Here is a 15830-nt window from a genome sequence, read left to right as displayed (position 1 = left end):
TAACCTGCGGTTCAAGCGTCACTGAATAGAAACGCCCCCGGTCATCTCGCCGGGGGCGCTTTCATTTGAAGCGATGCTCGTTCTGTCTGCGGTACCTGATCAGCATTGCCACGAAGCAGCGGCCACAGGCGCATCGCCGCGATACTTGCTGCGTGCTTCGGCGAGCACGCTCGCATCGATAGCGCCTTCGTCCACCAGCGCCTTCAACGCCGCGATCACGATCGCTTTGCGGTCCACTTCGAAGAACTCGCGCAGCGCCTGGCGCGTGTCGCTGCGACCGAACCCGTCCGTGCCGAGCGTCACATAGCGGCGCGGCACGTAGGCGCGGATCAGTTCGGGCACGGCACGAACATAGTCGGTCGCGGCGACGATCGGACCCTGCGACGCTTCGAGCGCTTTCGTGACATACGGTGTATCTGCCGGCTCGCCAAGACGCGCGTTTCTCTCGGACGTCATCCCGTCACGCTGCAACTCGGTGAAGCTGGTCACGCTCCATACCGCGGCCTCGATTTGCCAGTCGTCCTTGAGCAGTTGCCGCGCCGCGATGACTTCACCGAGGATCGCGCCCGCGCCGAGCAACTGCACCTGGGCTGGAACTGCTGAAGTTGCCGCCGGCGTTTGCCTCGCCGAGGTTGTCTCCTGCGCTGACGTTTGAGTCGCGGAAGACGGCTCCGTCGTTTGTGCCTGCGCCGTCGAGGTCGCCTCTTGCTCTTGCGCTTCTGCGCCAAGCGGATAGATACCCTTAAGAATGCCCTCGCGCAGCGTCGTCAAGTCGCCGCCCGGCACCGAAGGCTGCGCGTAGTTCTCGTTCATCACCGTGACGTAATAGAACACGTCGCGTTGCGCTTCGACCATCTCGCGCATCCCTTCGTCGACGATCGCGGCAACCTCGTAAGCGAAAGCCGGATCGTACGCGCGGCAGTTCGGAATCGTCGATGCCGCCAGATGGCTCGTGCCGTCCTGATGTTGCAGCCCTTCGCCACCAAGCGTCGTCTTGCCCGACGTCGCGCCGATCAGGAAACCTCTCGCGCGTTGATCCGCAGCGGCCCAGATCAGATCGCCGATCCGCTGGAAACCGAACATCGAGTAGTAGATATAGAACGGCAGCATCGGCAGGTCGTGCACGCTGTACGAGGTCGCCGCCGCAATCCACGACGACACCGCGCCCGCCTCCGAAATCCCCTCTTCGAGAATCTGCCCTTTGGTGTCCTCGCGGTAGTACAGCATCGAGCCAAGGTCTTCCGGCTCGTACAGCTGCCCGAGCGGCGAATAGATGCCGACCTGACGGAACATGTTCGCCATGCCGAAGGTGCGTGCTTCGTCCGCGACGATCGGCACCACGCGCGGGCCGACTTCGTTGTCCTTGAGCAGCGCGGTCAGCATGCGAACCAATGCCATCGTCGTGGACATCTCGCGACCGTTCGATTCCAGCGCGAATTGCCCCCAGGAGGACATCGGCGGGACGATCAGCCCCTTCGACGATACTCTCCGCCTTCTGGGCAGATAGCCTCCCAGGGCAGCCCGGCGAGCATGCAGGTATCGCATCTCCGGGCTGTCGTCCGCTGGCTTGTAAAACTTCACCTGTTCGACGTCCTCATCCGTGAGCGGCAGGCGGAAGCGGTCGCGAAACGCCTTGAGGTCGTCGAAGCCGAGTTTCTTTTGCTGATGCGTGGTCATGCGGCCCTGGCCCGACGTGCCCATGCCGAAACCCTTCATCGTCTTCGCAAGGATCATCGTCGGCTGACCGCGATGTTCGAGCGCCTTCGCATATGCCGCGTGCAGTTTGCGCACGTCGTGACCGCCGCGGCGCAGACGGTCGATGTCGTCGTCGCTCAGTTGCGCCGCGAGCGCGGCAAGCTCCGGGTTCTGGCCGAAGAAACGCTCGCGGTTGTACGCGCCGTCATTGGCAGAGAAGGTCTGGAACTGGCCGTCGACAGTGTGGGCGAAGGCGCGCAGCAACGCGCCGGTGCGGTCGCGTGAAAACAGCGCGTCCCAGTCCGAGCCCCACACCACCTTGATCACGTTCCAGCCGGCGCCGATGAAATGCGCTTCGAGCTCGTCGATGATGCGGCCGTTGCTGCGAACCGGGCCGTCCAGGCGCTGCAGATTGCAGTTGATCACGAACACGAGGTTGTCGAGCCCTTCGCGCGCCGCAATCGACAGCGCGCCGGTCGATTCCGGCTCGTCCATCTCGCCGTCGCCGAAGAACCCCCACACCTTGCGGCCATCGGTCTGCACGAGGCCGCGATTGGCGAGATAGCGCATGAAGCGCGCCTGGTAAATCGCGTTGATCGGACCGATGCCCATCGAGCCGGTCGGGAACTGCCAGAAGTCCGGCATCAGCCACGGATGCGGATACGAGCACAACCCAGGGCCGCCGATCTCGCGGCGGTAGTGCTGCAAATGCTGCTCGCTTAAAAACCCTTCGAGATAGGCCCGCGCATACACGCCCGGCGACGAATGCGGCTGGAAGTACACGAGGTCGCCGGTGCCCTCCTCGCCGCCCGGTGCTGCGGCGCGAAAGAAGTGGTTGAAGCCCACTTCGAACAGATCCGCCGCCGACGCATAGCTTGCGATATGGCCGCCAAGTTCGCCGTACGCCTGATTCGCCCGTACCACCATTGCCAGTGCATTCCAGCGCAGCGCCGCGGCGAGCCGTTCTTCCAGTTCGAGATTGCCGGGATAGCGCGGCTGCTGATCGAACGGGATCGTGTTCTGGTAAGGCGTGACGTTGGTCCGCGCCGATTCCACGCCCAGCGACAGCGCATGTCCCGCAAGCTTGTCGAACAGAAACTGTGCGCGATCGCGGCCGACATGCGCGACGACGGCATCGAGCGCTTCCAGCCATTCGGCGGTTTCCTGCGGATCGGTATCCGCCTGCTCCGCACGGTCGACACGCTGTGCGTTCGACAACCGCAACTGCTCGCTACCGCTGGACAAATCCGTCATGGCACCACTCCCGCATCGACACGTTCGGTTCAAGATCGAGTGAGTCAATGGTAACCATGTGCTCACAAAATGAGCGTCTCATTTGCTTGTGATCCCGCACTGGGATAGGCTATTTATTCCGGATTTTTCCCACGGCACAGAATATTTACGCTATGACTACGCCACCCAGACGGCTCGACCGCATCGACATCGGCATCCTGAGCCAGTTGCAGCAGAACGCGCGCATCACCAATGCGGATCTGGCCCGCTCGGTGAATCTGTCGCCCACGCCCTGTTTCAACCGCGTGCGCGCGCTCGAAAAACTCGGCCTGTTCAAGCAGCAGGTCACGCTGCTCAACCCCGAGCCGCTCGGGCTGCGCATCAACGTGTTCATTCAGGTGAGTCTGGAAAAGCAGGTGGAAGACGCGCTGCAGCGCTTCGAGCAGGCGATTTCGGAGCGCCCCGAGGTCATGGAGTGCTATCTGATGACGGGCGACGCCGATTATCTGCTGCGCGTGGTGATGCCGGATATGCAGACGCTGGAGCGTTTCATCGTCGATCATCTGACGAAGATTCCCGGCATCTCCAACATTCGTTCGAGTTTTGCGCTCAAACAGGTGCGTTACAAGACGGCCCTGCCGCTGCCGTCGTCGGGATTGACGCTGGTCGATCCCGACGACGTTTCAACCGACTGGCGCTAAGTGGACGTCAAGCCTGTCCGATGCGATCGACATTAAGGCGCTGACACGCGGCGCGTTTGCAAACGAAAGGCGGTCCGCATGCGCGCATTAAGCGATCAATGAGCGATCAATGAGCAGCCGCCAGGCGCTCACGAAGCCGCCGCGACGCCGCGCGCATAACGCGCAGCCGGCAGCTTATGCGACAGGTTCGGCCCCAGATGCTGGCGAGCGGCATTGAAACGCTCCCAATCGGCCGCGTCCGGCAAGGACGGAATCGTCACGAGTTCATGCTGGTCGAGGCCCACGAGCGCGGCGTCCACCATGTCCTCGGCGCTCATCACGATCTGCGTGGGCAGATGTTCGATCGCGAGACCGGCGCGGTCCCAGAACGCGGTACTGGTGGCGCCCGGCAGCACGGCCTGCAACTGCACGCCCTTGCCGCCCACTTCATGATGCAGCGACTGCGTCAGGTTCAACACATACGCCTTGGTGCCGCTATAGGTGCCGTTCAGCGTCTCCGGCGACAGCGCGACGATCGACGAGATATTGATCACGATGCCATGGCCCCGCTCCACGAACTGCGGAACCGCCGCGGCCGTCAGGCGCGTAAGCGCTGTCACGTTCAGGTCGATCATGCTTTCGAGCCGATCCACGTCGGAGTCGATCAGCGAAGCCGTTGCGCCGACGCCCGCATTGTTAACGAGCACGGTAATGCTGCGATCGGTCCGCAGACGCTCTTCGATGCGGCGCGTGTCGGCTTTGTCGGTGAGATCGGCGGCGACGATATCGACGTGGCGGCCGGTTTCGCCAGTGAGACGCTCGGCCACGCCGCTCAGGCGTTTGACGTCGCGCGCCACCAGAATCAGGTCGTAACCGCGTCGCGCGAGGCGGTCCGCATAAACCGCACCGATGCCCGACGATGCGCCCGTGATCAATGCCGTGCCCTTGTTGCCTTGCGTTGCCATGTGAAGCTCTCCTTACGGGCTTTGCGCGTCACGCCTGAGCCCTGATCGATGAATGGGGGAAACCGAAACCTCCGCCGCTGTGCTTTTTTGCGCGCATCGCGGTGTTGACGGGTGAAGTCTAGGCGCGTAGCCTCTTGTCTCAAATGTCGTATTTACCTCGTTTTGAGACATTGCAATGAAGCGCATTGGCGTGGTGGTTTTTCCTGGTTTCCAGATCCTCGATATGGTGGCGATCTCCGTATTCGAGCTGGCGAACCTCGAGGCCGGGCAGCCGGAATACGCGGTGGAAGTCATTTCCGAACAGGGCGGGATGGTGCGCAGCTCGTCGGGCGTCGAGATCGCGACGCAAGCCTTCGGCGACCCGGCGTACGACACGGTGGTCGTGACGGGCGCGATGCAGATCGAACCGTCATCGGCGGGATTGCTGGCGTTTTTGAACGACGCCCTCGCCGCCTCGCGCCGCACCACCAGCATCTGCACCGGCGCTTTCGTGCTGGCCGAAGCAGGCATTCTCGACGGCCGGCATGCCACGACGCACTGGTGCCACGCCCGCGAATTGCAGCAGCGCTTCCCCGATACGCGCATCGACGAAGATCGCATCTTTATCGTCGACGGCACCGTGTGGACCTCGGCCGGCATGACGGCGTGCATCGATCTGTGTCTGGCGCTGATCGAAAGCGATCTCGGCGTCGAAGTCTCGCGCGCCATCGCCAAAAAGCTCGTGGTCTATCACCGGCGCACCGGCGGCCAGTCGCAGTTCTCGGCCATGCTCGAGCTGGCGCCGAAGTCCGACCGCATCCAGGACGCGCTGTCGTTCGCCAAGAGCCATCTGCGCGAGCCGTTGACGGTCGAGCAGCTTGCCGATGTCGCGCATCTGAGTCCGCGTCAGTTCAGCCGCGCCTTTCGCGACGAAACGCGCCAATCGCCGGCCAAGGCCATCGAGGCGCTGCGCGTGGAAGCCGCCCGCGCCATGCTCGAAGCAGGCCGCCACTCGATGGAAGCGGTCGCGGCCGAAACCGGCTTCATGGATACCGAACGGATGCGGCGCGCCTTTCTGCGCGCGTTCGGCCAGCCGCCGCAGGCGATCAAACGCGCAGCGCGCGCGGTATAACAGTGCGTTGTAACAGAGCGGGTGGACAATATCGTGGACAGCATTTCCACCTTGAACCGCACGGCAACCTAGAGGACGCGTGATGCACTACGACGACAGCAACCCCTTCGCGAAGATTCTGCGCGGCGAACTTCCTTGCATCAAAGTGGCGGAAAGCGACGCCGCGCTCGCCTTCATGGACCTGATGCCGCAAGCCGACGGCCACGTGCTGGTCGTGCCGAAGGAAGCGGCGGTTGAGATTTTCGAGCTGTCGGATGCCGCGACGGTGGCCTGCATGCGCATGACGCAGAAACTCGCCATCGCCGTGCGGGCGGCCTTGCGCCCGGACGGGGTGTTCATCGGACAGTTCAACGGCGCCGCGGCGGGACAGACGGTGCCGCACGTGCATTTTCACGTGATCCCGCGCTGGGAGGGACAGCCGCTGCGCATGCATGCACGCGATGTTGCCGATGCGGCCACGCTCGAAGCGCTGGCCGAGCGCATTCGCAATCATTGGCGCGCTGACTGACACTGCGGACGCCGGGCGCGGCGCGTCTGGTCACGCCCCGTAATATGTGTAATGGCCGGTGAAACCAGCCGGTCGCGCCATACAACTAGACTGGTGTTTGCCTTGTACCCACAAGGCATTGAGTGTGGATCTCTTTTCAGCCTGCCCGAAACGGCAGGCTTTTTTATGGGTGGGCTTATTGGTGGGCTTATTGGCAGCCTTTATCCGCGAGCCGCCCTCGCCTCGCAGCGACGCCTGCAGCGCGATGATCCATACAATCCACCGAAAGGGTCAAACCCGATGACGCGAGCGGCGCAGCGGATGCCGCCAGTCGATGCGACGCGGCTTCGCGGGTTCGAGGTGCAGGTCGTGCAGATGCCGATGCTCCTGCCATAATTCGTCGGAGAAAAGAAACGCGACGATAAGCAGCGGGATGACCAGAAAGGCGCCTAATATCAAGTGCTCGATCACGGTAGCCTCCATCGCAAGAGCATGATTTCATTGTAGAGCACCGCATGTTCCCGCACGGTGCTGAGCCCCTCACAAATTTGCGATAAGCCGCCTGCGGCAACGCGCCGCCTCTCTCTCGCCGAACCCGCGCGACGCCTCGCACTCCGCAGGAACGCGCTGCGCCGGCGCCAGGCCTTGTAAGAACTCCCTGCGCTGAGTCCGGACTAACAGGAAACGCAAGCTTGAGCGGCCGCGCTGAGCTTGCACACTCAAACCAATAATTCTCAAGGGGAATCCAATGACCATCGAACGCAGCAGCGAATTGACCCTGCGCCCGCTCGAACGAACCGATCTGCGCTTCGTCCACGAAGTGAACAACAACGCAAAGATCATGCGTTACTGGTTCGAAGAGCCCTATGAAACGTTTTCTGAATTGACCCAGCTGTACGACCAGCACGTGCACGATCTGCGCGAGCGCCGCTTTGTGGCGATCGACAACGATGGCCAAACCGTCGGCGTCGTCGAATTGATCGAGCTGGACTATATCCACCGGCGCGGCGAGTTTCAGATCATCATCGCGCCGCATGCGCAGGGCCGCGGCTACGCCACCATCGCCACGCAGCTCGCGATCGACTATGCGTTTTCGGTGCTGAACCTGCGCAAGGTCTATCTGATCGTCGACAAGTCGAACACGGCTGCCATCCATGTCTATGAGAAGTGCGGCTTCCGGCACGAGGCCGAGCTGATCGAGGAATTTTTCGGCAATGGCCGCTATCACAATGCGTTGCGCATGTGCATGTTCCAGTCCGAGTTCTTCAAGACCGATCAGCACGGCAAGTGACCTCAGCCTGAGTCGATCAAGGACGCCGCGCTGCGTCGCCCGGCACACCTGGCATCGTTTATCTTCTGTACACGCACCGTTATTTCGTGATTTTTGATTAGTCGGGTGAATGACTTTGTGTGCGATGCACCAAACGCACCCGCTAATTGTATTAATTCACTTAATTGGTGCCTCTCGTTTACGCCAATACGCACCGCAAAGCTTTACTGGTTAAAGCTGCGCGCCCCGCCGATCTTTTAGTTATCCGTTTCAATCGGCCCTGTCCAATCCGCTGCTCAAGGTTTAAGCACGTGCGACAGATGGTGCGACAATTCGCCGCTGTTGCGACCGCACACAAGATGTGCTTGTCGTTCTTGCGCGTTCTCCTAAAGTACAAGGTGCGGTTTCGACGTTAAAGTTAAATACATAGCTAACCTGAGTATTAAACCCGCCCCGGAGGAAAATATGAAAACGCGAATCGCCCTTGTTTTCGCCATTGCGGGATTGGCTGCCGCTTCTGTTCAGGCGCAAGATGCCATGGTCAAGCCGCAGCAAACCATCCAGTTCAAGGCCAACGCGTATGGCTGTCTGTCGAAGGATAAACTCGACGCCGTCGATCAACACGCGCAAGCCGGCGAACAGCAGAAGATGCAGGAATTCTTCTCGGGCTATCAGTGCGTTTCCACGCCGGAAAACTCGAGTTTCCGCGTGGTGCGCGTGGTCGGCCATGACGTCGAATTCGTGAATGCCGGCAATAGCGACACGCAAGGCCTCTGGGCAAACGATCGATTCATCAAACAATAAGCTAAACGCCAATGCCCGGGTAAACGCCGGGTTTGACGGGTTTTAAACTACGCTATAAACCCTCTGAGATAAAAAACCGAGGGCTGGCGAACTCGCGAGTTAAAAATCGGCCGGGCGTTGAGCGCCCGGCCGATTTTTATTTCCGTGCCCCTTTTCCCATGCTGTGACGCCGATAAAAAAAGCCGATGCGGACTTTCGATCCGCATCGGCAATACGCCTTCTCGCAAAGCGCAGGGAGAAACGGCTAATCAATCGTTCAAGCGACAATCAATGCGAGTCGCGCGGCACGGGCGCGCCGCTCGATCCGACGAGGAAGTCGAGATCCGCGCCCTCGTCCGCTTGCAGCACGTGCTCGACGTAGAGCTTGTAGTAGCCGCGCGTGGGCGGCGCAGGCGGCTGCCAGGCCGCGCGACGGCGTTCGAGTTCGGCGTCGGTGATATCCAGATGCAAACGGCGTGCGTCGACGTCGAGTTCGATCATGTCGCCGGTTTGCACGAACGCAAGCGGCCCGCCTGCGGCCGCTTCGGGCGATACGTGCAGGACCACCGAGCCGTAGGCCGTGCCGCTCATGCGGCCGTCCGAAATTCGCACCATGTCCGTGATGCCTTTTTGCAGCACCTTTTTCGGCAGCGGCATGTTGCCGACTTCCGCGAAACCCGGATATCCCTTCGGCCCCGCGCCCTTGAGCACCATGACGCAGTGCTCGTCGATGTCGAGCGATTCGTCGTCGATCTTCGCGTGCAACTCCTCGATATTCTCGAATACCACCGCGCGGCCGCGATGCTTCAGCAGATGCGGTGTCGCTGCCGACGGCTTGATCACCGCGCCGTTCGGCGCCAGATTGCCCTTGAGCACGGCGATGCCGGCCTTCGGCTTGAACGGCTCGGCGAACGTCGTGATGACCTTCTCGTCGTGATTCGGCGCGTTGCGCACGTTGTCCCAGATCGTCTTGCCGTTCACCGTCAGCGCTTCGCGATGCAGCAGGCCTTGCTCGCCGAGTTGCTTAAGCACCGCGGGCAAGCCGCCCGCGTAGTAAAAGTCTTCCATCAGGTATTCACCCGACGGTTGCAGATTCACCAGACACGGCACGTTCGAGCCCAGCTCCCAGTCTTCCAGGGAAAGCTCCACGCCGATGCGTTTGGCCAGCGCAATCAGATGCACGACCGCATTGGTCGAGCCGCCGATCGCGGCGTTCGTGCGGATTGCGTTTTCGAACGCCTCGCGCGTGAGAATCTTGTCCATTGTCAGATCCTCGCGGACCATATCGACGATGCGCCGGCCCGCCAGATGCGCGAGCACTTGCCGGCGTGCATCGACAGCGGGAATCGCCGCGTTGTGCGGCAGGCCCATGCCGAGCGACTCGACCATCGAAGCCATCGTCGATGCCGTGCCCATCGTCATGCAGTGGCCGCGCGAGCGGTTCATGCACGACTCGGCTTCGGTGAATTCTTCCTGCGTCATTGTCCCGGCACGCACTTCTTCGGACATCTGCCAGACACCCGTGCCGGAGCCGATGTTCTTGCCTCGAAAGCGGCCATTCAGCATCGGGCCGCCGGAAACGGCCAGTGCCGGCAGATTGCACGACGCCGCGCCCATCAGCAGCGCCGGCGTGGTCTTGTCGCAACCCACCAGTAGAATCACGCCGTCCATCGGATTGCCGCGAATCGACTCCTCGACATCCATCGAAGCGAGATTGCGAAACAGCATCGCGGTAGGCCGCAGATTGGTCTCGCCGAGCGACATCACCGGAAACTCGAGCGGCAAACCGCCCGCTTCGTGCACGCCTTTCTTCACGTACTCGGCAAGCTCGCGAAAATGCGCGTTGCACGGCGTCAGTTCGGACCACGTATTGCAGATGCCGATCACCGGGCGCCCGTCGAATTCGTCGTGTGGAATGCCCTGGTTTTTCATCCACGAGCGATGCAGAAAACCATCGCGGTCTTTGAGGCCAAACCACGCCTGGCTGCGCAGCGGCTTTTTAGTCTGGTTGGAATCAGCCATGAGATCTCCTGTTGGCAAGCATATAGGGGCGCCTGGCCCGTGGCGTGTGTCGGCGTCAGTGCACGCGCTTGCTGCGGCGGTACTGATCGAACAACACCGCGAGCAGCAGAATCCCGCCGCGAATCAGGTATTGATAGAAGGTCGGCACATTCATCAGGCTCATTGCGTCCTGCACGGAACCCATGATCAGCACGCCGACCAGCACACCGGAAATCGTCGCAACGCCACCCGTCAGCGAGACGCCGCCGAGCACGCACGCGGAGATCACACCGAGTTCAAGACCGACCGACGTTTTCGGGTCGCCGAGACTCATGCGCGACGCCAGCATCACACCGGCAAAACCGGTGACGAGCCCTTGCAATACGAACACTGTGATCTTGATCCGCGTGACCGGCAAGCCCGCAAGCAAAGCGGCCTCGCTATTGCCGCCAACTGCCAGCACGTTCTTGCCGAACACGGTTTTCTTCAGCAGAAAGCCAAACAGTACGAAGCCGACGATGTTGCTCCAGATCGGATAGGAAATACCGAGGAACGCGCCGCCGCCGAGGTCGAAGAAACGCTCTTCGGAAATCATCACCGCGTCGCCGTTCGACGTAATGAAGGCGAGGCCGCGCACGACTTCCATCATCGCAAGCGTGACAATCAGCGAGTTGATCTTGTAGCGCGCGACCAGTACGCCGTTGACCAGTCCGACCGCGCCACCCGCGAGCACGCCGGCGGCGACGCCGAGCATCACGCTGTGCGTCGCGGTGATCAAGGTGGACGCAACCACGCCCGCGAACGCCACGATCGACGCCACCGACAAGTCCACTTCGCCCAGCGCGAGCACGAACATCATCGTTACGGATATCGAACCAATTAGCGTGACGGAGAGCAGCAAGCCCTGGATGTTTCGCGAGCTCAGGAAATCCGGCACGGTGAACGACAAAGCCGCGAACAGGATGATGAACACCATCACGATGCCGGACTTGTTGATCAGGTCCCAGGTGCGCGCGGCGCGTGCGTTCAGACCCGAGGAAGCGATGGCTGGCGTGGAGGAGTCGGTTGAGGGTGTGTTCATGATGTTTATTCCGTTTTCGACGGCGCGACACAGTTGCCGTCGGTTGCATTCAGTTGCCTGGCGAATGCGGCGTCCTCAGCGTGGCAACGCCAGCTTGATCAGTGCATCCGGCGTGGCCTGCGCCTTCGGCAGATTGCCGACAATGCGGCCTTCCTTCATCACGATCACGCGATCCGCCACGCCGATCACTTCGGCCAGATCGCTCGACACGACAATGACCGTGCGGCCCGCTTCAGCGAGCCCATACAGCAGGCCGTATATTTCGCTGCGCGCGCCGACGTCGATGCCGCGCGTGGGCTCGTCCATCAGGAACACGTCGATGTCTTCGGCCAGCCAACGCGACAAAATCACCTTTTGTTGATTGCCGCCGGAGAGGGTGCCGATCGGCGTCTCGCCGTTACGCGTCTTGATCGCGAGCTTGCCGATGAACTCCCTGGCGGTCTGCGCTTCCTTGCGGCCGTTGAGCACGTTGAAGCGACTGAAGTGACGGCGGCAACTGATGTTGAGGTTGTCCGACACCGAAGCGATCGAGACGATGCCTTCCTGCTTGCGGTCTTCCGGACACAGTGCGACGCCCGCACGCACGGCATCGCGCGGCGTGGAAAAGTGCACGCGTTTTCCCTTGAGCGCGATTTCACCGGCGCTCGGTTTGACTGCGCCATAAATCAGTTTCATCAGCTCCGAACGGCCTGCGCCCACCAAACCGAAGAAGCCGAGGATTTCACCTTTACGTGCGGTGAAAGAAGCCGGTTCGCGCAAACCGCGTCCCATCAGATCCCTGACTTCGAGTTGCAGGCCGCCCAGTTCGCGGGCGCGGTAGCCGTACACGTCGGCAATCGAACGGCCCACCATGCAACTGATCAGTCGGTCGCGATCGAGTCCTTCACCCGCCTCGAACGTATCGATGCGGCGGCCGTCGCGAAACACCGTCACGCGGTCGCATAGTTCGTAGACTTCGTCCATGCGGTGCGTGACGTAGATGATCGCGCGGCCCTCGGCCTTCAACGCGCGAATGATCCGGAACAGCTGCGTGGTCTCGCGCGACGACAACGAACTGGTCGGCTCGTCGAACGCAATCACACGCGCATCGCGCATCAGCGCCTTGCCGATTTCGATCATCTGCCGCTGACCGATCGAGAGATTCTTCACCTGTTGCGACGGGTCTATTTTTTCGCCGAGTCTTTCCAGCTCGCGCACCGCGCGGGCAACCAGCGCCTTCTCATCGAGCACGCCGAAACGGTTGGGCAGGGCGCCGAGCATCAGGTTTTCTGCAACCGTCAGCTCCGGCACCAGATGCAGTTCCTGATAGATGATCGCGACGCCCGCGGCGATGGCCGCCTTGGTGGTGACGAACTGTTGCTCGACACCATCGAGCGACAAGGTGCCTGCCGCCGGCTGGTTCACGCCGGACAGCACCTTGAGCAGCGTCGATTTGCCGGCGCCGTTTTCGCCCATCAATCCGTGTACTTCGCCGCGCCGCACGTCGAGCGATACATGGTCGAGGGCGAGCACACCGGGAAAGCGCACGGTGATGCCGTCGAGTCGCAGATAGGGATCGGCCGACGTGAGTGCGGGCGAGGGCGCTTGCGCGGGCCGCGCCGCGTGGCCCGTTTCGCCAATGTGAGAAACCGTCATCGAAAGCCTCTAGCGGGTGGACAACCTGTGCAGGCCGATCTCGCGTTGACGTCAGCGCGAACGTGAAAAAGGCCCGCAGTGTGCAGACTCGAGTACCGCTTAGATTCCGAGCTCTTTACGCACGTCCTGCCAGTTGCCGCGCACCATCAGCTTGCCGGTGGTCTGCGTGTCGGCGGGCGGCTGCTTGCCGTTCTTGATCCACCCGACGAGGTTCTCCGTGCTCGCCTTGCCGTGCATCGTCGAGCTCACGGCGATCGTGCCGTAGAAGCCCGTCGGTTCCTTCTTCTGGAACTCGGCGAACGCCTCGCCCGCCCCGTTGATGCCGACGCCGATCACATCCGCTGCCGGAATGTGCAGCTGTTCGGTCGCGCGAACGCCGCCCAGCACGCTTTCCTCGTTGAGCGCGAAGATCACCCACTTCTTGATGTTCGGATGCTGCGCGAGGACAGGCGACGATGCATTGAAGCCGCCTTCGTCATCGGTGGTCTTCTGCGGCGCATCGAAGATGTTTTCCTTCTTGAAGCCACCGGCCAGGAGCGATTCCGTCGCGCCGTCAGTGCGCAGTTTGGCGGTCGGCAGTTCGTAGTTCGTGATGCGCAGCGCGCCGACTTCTTCCGGCTTCCAGCCGCGGCGCTTCATCTCCTCGGAGATTGCCGTGCCGACCTGATTGCCGATCTTGAATGCGGACATGCCCAGATGCGGCACGTTCGGCAGCGGCTTGCCGGTGGAGTCGACGAGTTGATCGTCGACGGTGACGAACTTCATGTTGTAGCGTTTCGCACGCGCCTGGATCGCCGGTCCGAGCCGCACGTCGGGCGCGCAGATCACGAAACCTTGCGCCCCCTGCGCGCCGAGGTTGTCGATTGCGGCCAGCACTTTTTCGCCGTCCGGCGTGCCGATATTGACCACCGAGAAACCGTCCTTCTGGCCGAGCGCGGTCGCGGCTTTCTGTTCGTTGATGAACCATGCCTGTTCCGGCATCTTCACGAGGAAGCCGACTTTGAGCGGCGTGTCCGCATGCGCGGAAAGTTGTGCGGCAAAAGGTGCGGCGAGGGCCGCGGCGGCGATCGCGGATAGCGTCAAACGGCGAAGCTTGCTGGTCATGCTTGTCTCCTGAGGTTGAAAGGCTGCATTGGTTTCGTTTATTTGCAGCGGGGAATGCACAGCGGCGTTATCCGGGGCGTGGATGGGCGATGGGGTGAGCGGTTCGGATCCCGGCAGCGTGTGCCGTGCCATGCGTCGCGGACCGAACCGCGGGAAAAGGAGTGAAATTAGCGCGCCTCATCGCCATCAACCCGCAACGTAAGCCGTTTTCACGGCGGTCCAGAATGCTGCATCGGTTGTGCCGTAGGCCGACGCCTTGCGGCCGCCACCGGGCGCGTGATGCTCGACGGCAGTCGTCGGCAGATTGATCGTGACGAGGCCACACTGCGCGTGGCGGCGGAAATGCCGCGCGCGGCTCAAGGAGCGCGTGCAGATGCCGGCGCATAGACCGTAGGCAGTGTCGTTCGCGAGATGCAACGCGTGCTCGTAGTCGTCGGCTTTCAGCACGACAGCGAGCGGACCGAAGATCTCGTCCCGTGCGATGCGGTGTTCGGCTTCGCCGATAAACAAGGCCGGTTCGAAAAAGTAGCCCCGTGTCGCGCGTTCGAGCCGACGGCCGCCGTGCAGCAATTGCGCGCCTTCCTCCTGGCCGATGCGTACATAGTCGAGATTGCGCTCCAACTGTGCGGCGTTGGCGACCGGGCCAATCTCCGTGCCGTGCTTCAGCGCGTGATCGACGCTCAGTCTGGCGAGCTTCGTCCGCAACGCGTCGACGAACGGCTCGAACACCGCACGTTCGACGATCAACCTCGACGCAGCAACACCGCATTGGCCGTTGGAACCATAGGCGCCGCTGAGGGCTGCCTCGACGGCGCCGTCGAGGTCGGCATCGGCCAGCACCACGAAGGGATTCTTGCCGCCCATTTCCAGTTGCACGCGCGCTTGCCTCGCAGCGGCAACCTGCAGGACACGCGTGCCGGTTTCTGCCGATCCGGTGAAACTGATCGCCGCCACTAACGGATGCGCGGCGATCCGCGCGCCGACCTGCCGGCCACTGCCCATCACGAGATTGAATACGCCGGCCGGCAAACCGGCACGGCTGACAATCGACGCCAAGGCCGCCGCGCAGCCCGCCGCCGATTCGGCCGGTTTGAAAACCACGCAATTGCCGTAGGCGAGGGCGGCGCCGATCTTGGCAGCGGCAATCGCCAGCGGCGCGCTCCACGGCGCGATGATGCCGATTACACCGAGCGGTTCACGCATCACGTCGATCTCGACGCCGGCGCGCGACGACGCCAGCGGCTCGGCCAACGCGCGGAGCGCCTCGGTAGCGAAAAACTTGAAAAGCTGGCCGGCGCGCGTCGCTTCGGCCAAGGCTTCCGGTAACGGCTTGCCGACCTCGCGCGCAAGCAGGCGGCCGAGTTCGTCACGCCGCGCCAGCATCTCGCTGCCAATCGCATCGAGCGCATCCGCGCGACGCTGCACCGAACCGAGGGACCATTCGCGGAAAGCCGCGCCGGCCGCTTCGACCGCGGTATCGGTCTGCCTGGCATCGGCCCGCACGTAGTCGCCGACCGGTTCATCCAGATCCGACGGATTGAGCGACACGCCGGTGGTCGCGCCCGTCTCCCAGCCGCCATTGATGTAATGGCGGAACGGACTGGCAACGAGCGGGACGAGCGGATCGCGATTCATCGACGGAAGGGCGTCACATGGGGAAGCTCAGAAAGTCCACGAATGGTATGAGCCGTGCCAATAACTTTCCAATCCCTTTTTCGGCCACTCCGATATCAATTTCGATATGGCATGATGGAGTCTCAACGACGGCAAATCGTCCGACAGACG

The 15830-nt window shown here is 62.1% G+C and carries 13 protein-coding genes; 5 read left to right on the top strand and 8 right to left on the bottom strand.

The genetic code is table 11. The features are described 5' to 3' along the window. Nucleotides 1-99: 99 nt before the first annotated feature. The gene (gene mdeB / locus DSC91_RS25915; RefSeq protein WP_115781477.1) at nucleotides 100-2949 is read right to left on the bottom strand and encodes an alpha-ketoglutarate dehydrogenase; all 2850 of its coding nucleotides are present in this window, start codon (nucleotides 2947-2949) and stop codon (nucleotides 100-102) included. 152 nt (nucleotides 2950-3101) lie between these two features. On the opposite strand from mdeB, the gene DSC91_RS25910 reads away from it, so the two are divergent. Beyond that, entirely contained in the window at nucleotides 3102-3629 is a 528-nt protein-coding gene (locus DSC91_RS25910) for an Lrp/AsnC family transcriptional regulator (RefSeq protein WP_115781476.1), read from the top strand. A gap of 128 nt (nucleotides 3630-3757) precedes the next feature. Here DSC91_RS25910 and DSC91_RS25905 read toward each other — a convergent pair whose 3' ends face one another. Further along, entirely contained in the window at nucleotides 3758-4573 is an 816-nt protein-coding gene (locus DSC91_RS25905) for an SDR family NAD(P)-dependent oxidoreductase (protein ID WP_115781475.1), read from the bottom strand. Nucleotides 4574-4748: 175 nt separating this feature from the next. Between DSC91_RS25905 and DSC91_RS25900 the strand changes: the two genes are divergently transcribed. Continuing rightward, nucleotides 4749-5684, top strand: coding sequence for a GlxA family transcriptional regulator (locus DSC91_RS25900; RefSeq protein ID WP_115781474.1), 936 nt, complete (start codon nucleotides 4749-4751; stop codon nucleotides 5682-5684). 82 nt (nucleotides 5685-5766) lie between these two features. Continuing rightward, nucleotides 5767-6192, top strand: a complete 426-nt coding sequence (locus DSC91_RS25895) for an HIT family protein (RefSeq protein ID WP_115781473.1) — start codon at nucleotides 5767-5769, stop codon at nucleotides 6190-6192. Nucleotides 6193-6462: 270 nt separating this feature from the next. On the opposite strand, the gene DSC91_RS25890 is transcribed toward DSC91_RS25895, so the two are convergent. After that, nucleotides 6463-6642, bottom strand: a complete 180-nt coding sequence (locus DSC91_RS25890) for a hypothetical protein (RefSeq protein ID WP_115783508.1) — start codon at nucleotides 6640-6642, stop codon at nucleotides 6463-6465. Between the two features lie 277 nt (nucleotides 6643-6919). Here DSC91_RS25890 and speG point away from each other — a divergent pair, with 277 nt between their 5' ends. Next, nucleotides 6920-7462 (top strand): spermidine N1-acetyltransferase, encoded by a 543-nt coding sequence (gene speG / locus DSC91_RS25885; RefSeq protein WP_115781472.1) that lies wholly within the window; start codon nucleotides 6920-6922, stop codon nucleotides 7460-7462. Between the two features lie 444 nt (nucleotides 7463-7906). Beyond that, a complete protein-coding gene (gene sap1, locus DSC91_RS25880) occupies nucleotides 7907-8245 on the top strand; it encodes a surface attachment protein Sap1 (protein ID WP_115781471.1) in 339 nt (112 codons plus the stop codon). A 267-nt stretch (nucleotides 8246-8512) separates the two neighbouring features. Here the strand turns inward: sap1 and DSC91_RS25875 are convergent, their stop codons facing one another. The 5 genes from DSC91_RS25875 to DSC91_RS25855 all read right to left on the bottom strand — a co-directional run bounded on the left by DSC91_RS25875 (nucleotide 8513) and on the right by DSC91_RS25855 (nucleotide 15680). Next, nucleotides 8513-10246 (bottom strand): IlvD/Edd family dehydratase, encoded by a 1734-nt coding sequence (locus DSC91_RS25875; RefSeq protein WP_115781470.1) that lies wholly within the window; start codon nucleotides 10244-10246, stop codon nucleotides 8513-8515. 55 nt (nucleotides 10247-10301) lie between these two features. Then, on the bottom strand, nucleotides 10302-11306 hold the full coding sequence (araH, locus tag DSC91_RS25870; protein ID WP_115781469.1) for an L-arabinose ABC transporter permease AraH: 1005 nt from the start codon (nucleotides 11304-11306) through the stop codon (nucleotides 10302-10304). A gap of 75 nt (nucleotides 11307-11381) precedes the next feature. After that, the gene (gene araG, locus DSC91_RS25865) at nucleotides 11382-12941 is read right to left on the bottom strand and encodes an L-arabinose ABC transporter ATP-binding protein AraG (protein ID WP_115781468.1); all 1560 of its coding nucleotides are present in this window, start codon (nucleotides 12939-12941) and stop codon (nucleotides 11382-11384) included. Nucleotides 12942-13040: 99 nt separating this feature from the next. After that, nucleotides 13041-14045: an arabinose ABC transporter substrate-binding protein gene (locus DSC91_RS25860; protein ID WP_115781467.1), complete on the bottom strand. Its 1005-nt coding sequence runs from the start codon at nucleotides 14043-14045 to the stop codon at nucleotides 13041-13043. A gap of 186 nt (nucleotides 14046-14231) precedes the next feature. Continuing rightward, nucleotides 14232-15680: an aldehyde dehydrogenase family protein gene (locus DSC91_RS25855; protein WP_115781466.1), complete on the bottom strand. Its 1449-nt coding sequence runs from the start codon at nucleotides 15678-15680 to the stop codon at nucleotides 14232-14234. Nucleotides 15681-15830: the final 150 nt, after the last annotated feature.

Source organism: Paraburkholderia caffeinilytica (assembly GCF_003368325.1).
Taxonomy (GTDB): Bacteria; Pseudomonadota; Gammaproteobacteria; order Burkholderiales; family Burkholderiaceae; genus Paraburkholderia; species Paraburkholderia caffeinilytica.
Note: the sequence above shows the minus strand (reverse complement) of the source record. Positions and strands in the feature narration are given on the sequence as shown.

What these genes read in the sequence shown, in the direction of transcription:
- mdeB (WP_115781477.1), bottom strand. Translation starts at nt 2,949, where the DNA reads ATGACGGATTTGTCCAGCGGTAGCGAGCAGTTGCGGTTGTCGAACGCA.
- DSC91_RS25910 (WP_115781476.1), top strand. Translation starts at nt 3,102, where the DNA reads ATGACTACGCCACCCAGACGGCTCGACCGCATCGACATCGGCATCCTG.
- DSC91_RS25905 (WP_115781475.1), bottom strand. Translation starts at nt 4,573, where the DNA reads ATGGCAACGCAAGGCAACAAGGGCACGGCATTGATCACGGGCGCATCG.
- DSC91_RS25900 (WP_115781474.1), top strand. Translation starts at nt 4,749, where the DNA reads ATGAAGCGCATTGGCGTGGTGGTTTTTCCTGGTTTCCAGATCCTCGAT.
- DSC91_RS25895 (WP_115781473.1), top strand. Translation starts at nt 5,767, where the DNA reads ATGCACTACGACGACAGCAACCCCTTCGCGAAGATTCTGCGCGGCGAA.
- speG (WP_115781472.1), top strand. Translation starts at nt 6,920, where the DNA reads ATGACCATCGAACGCAGCAGCGAATTGACCCTGCGCCCGCTCGAACGA.
- sap1 (WP_115781471.1), top strand. Translation starts at nt 7,907, where the DNA reads ATGAAAACGCGAATCGCCCTTGTTTTCGCCATTGCGGGATTGGCTGCC.
- DSC91_RS25875 (WP_115781470.1), bottom strand. Translation starts at nt 10,246, where the DNA reads ATGGCTGATTCCAACCAGACTAAAAAGCCGCTGCGCAGCCAGGCGTGG.
- araH (WP_115781469.1), bottom strand. Translation starts at nt 11,306, where the DNA reads ATGAACACACCCTCAACCGACTCCTCCACGCCAGCCATCGCTTCCTCG.
- araG (WP_115781468.1), bottom strand. Translation starts at nt 12,941, where the DNA reads ATGACGGTTTCTCACATTGGCGAAACGGGCCACGCGGCGCGGCCCGCG.
- DSC91_RS25860 (WP_115781467.1), bottom strand. Translation starts at nt 14,045, where the DNA reads ATGACCAGCAAGCTTCGCCGTTTGACGCTATCCGCGATCGCCGCCGCG.
- DSC91_RS25855 (WP_115781466.1), bottom strand. Translation starts at nt 15,680, where the DNA reads ATGAATCGCGATCCGCTCGTCCCGCTCGTTGCCAGTCCGTTCCGCCAT.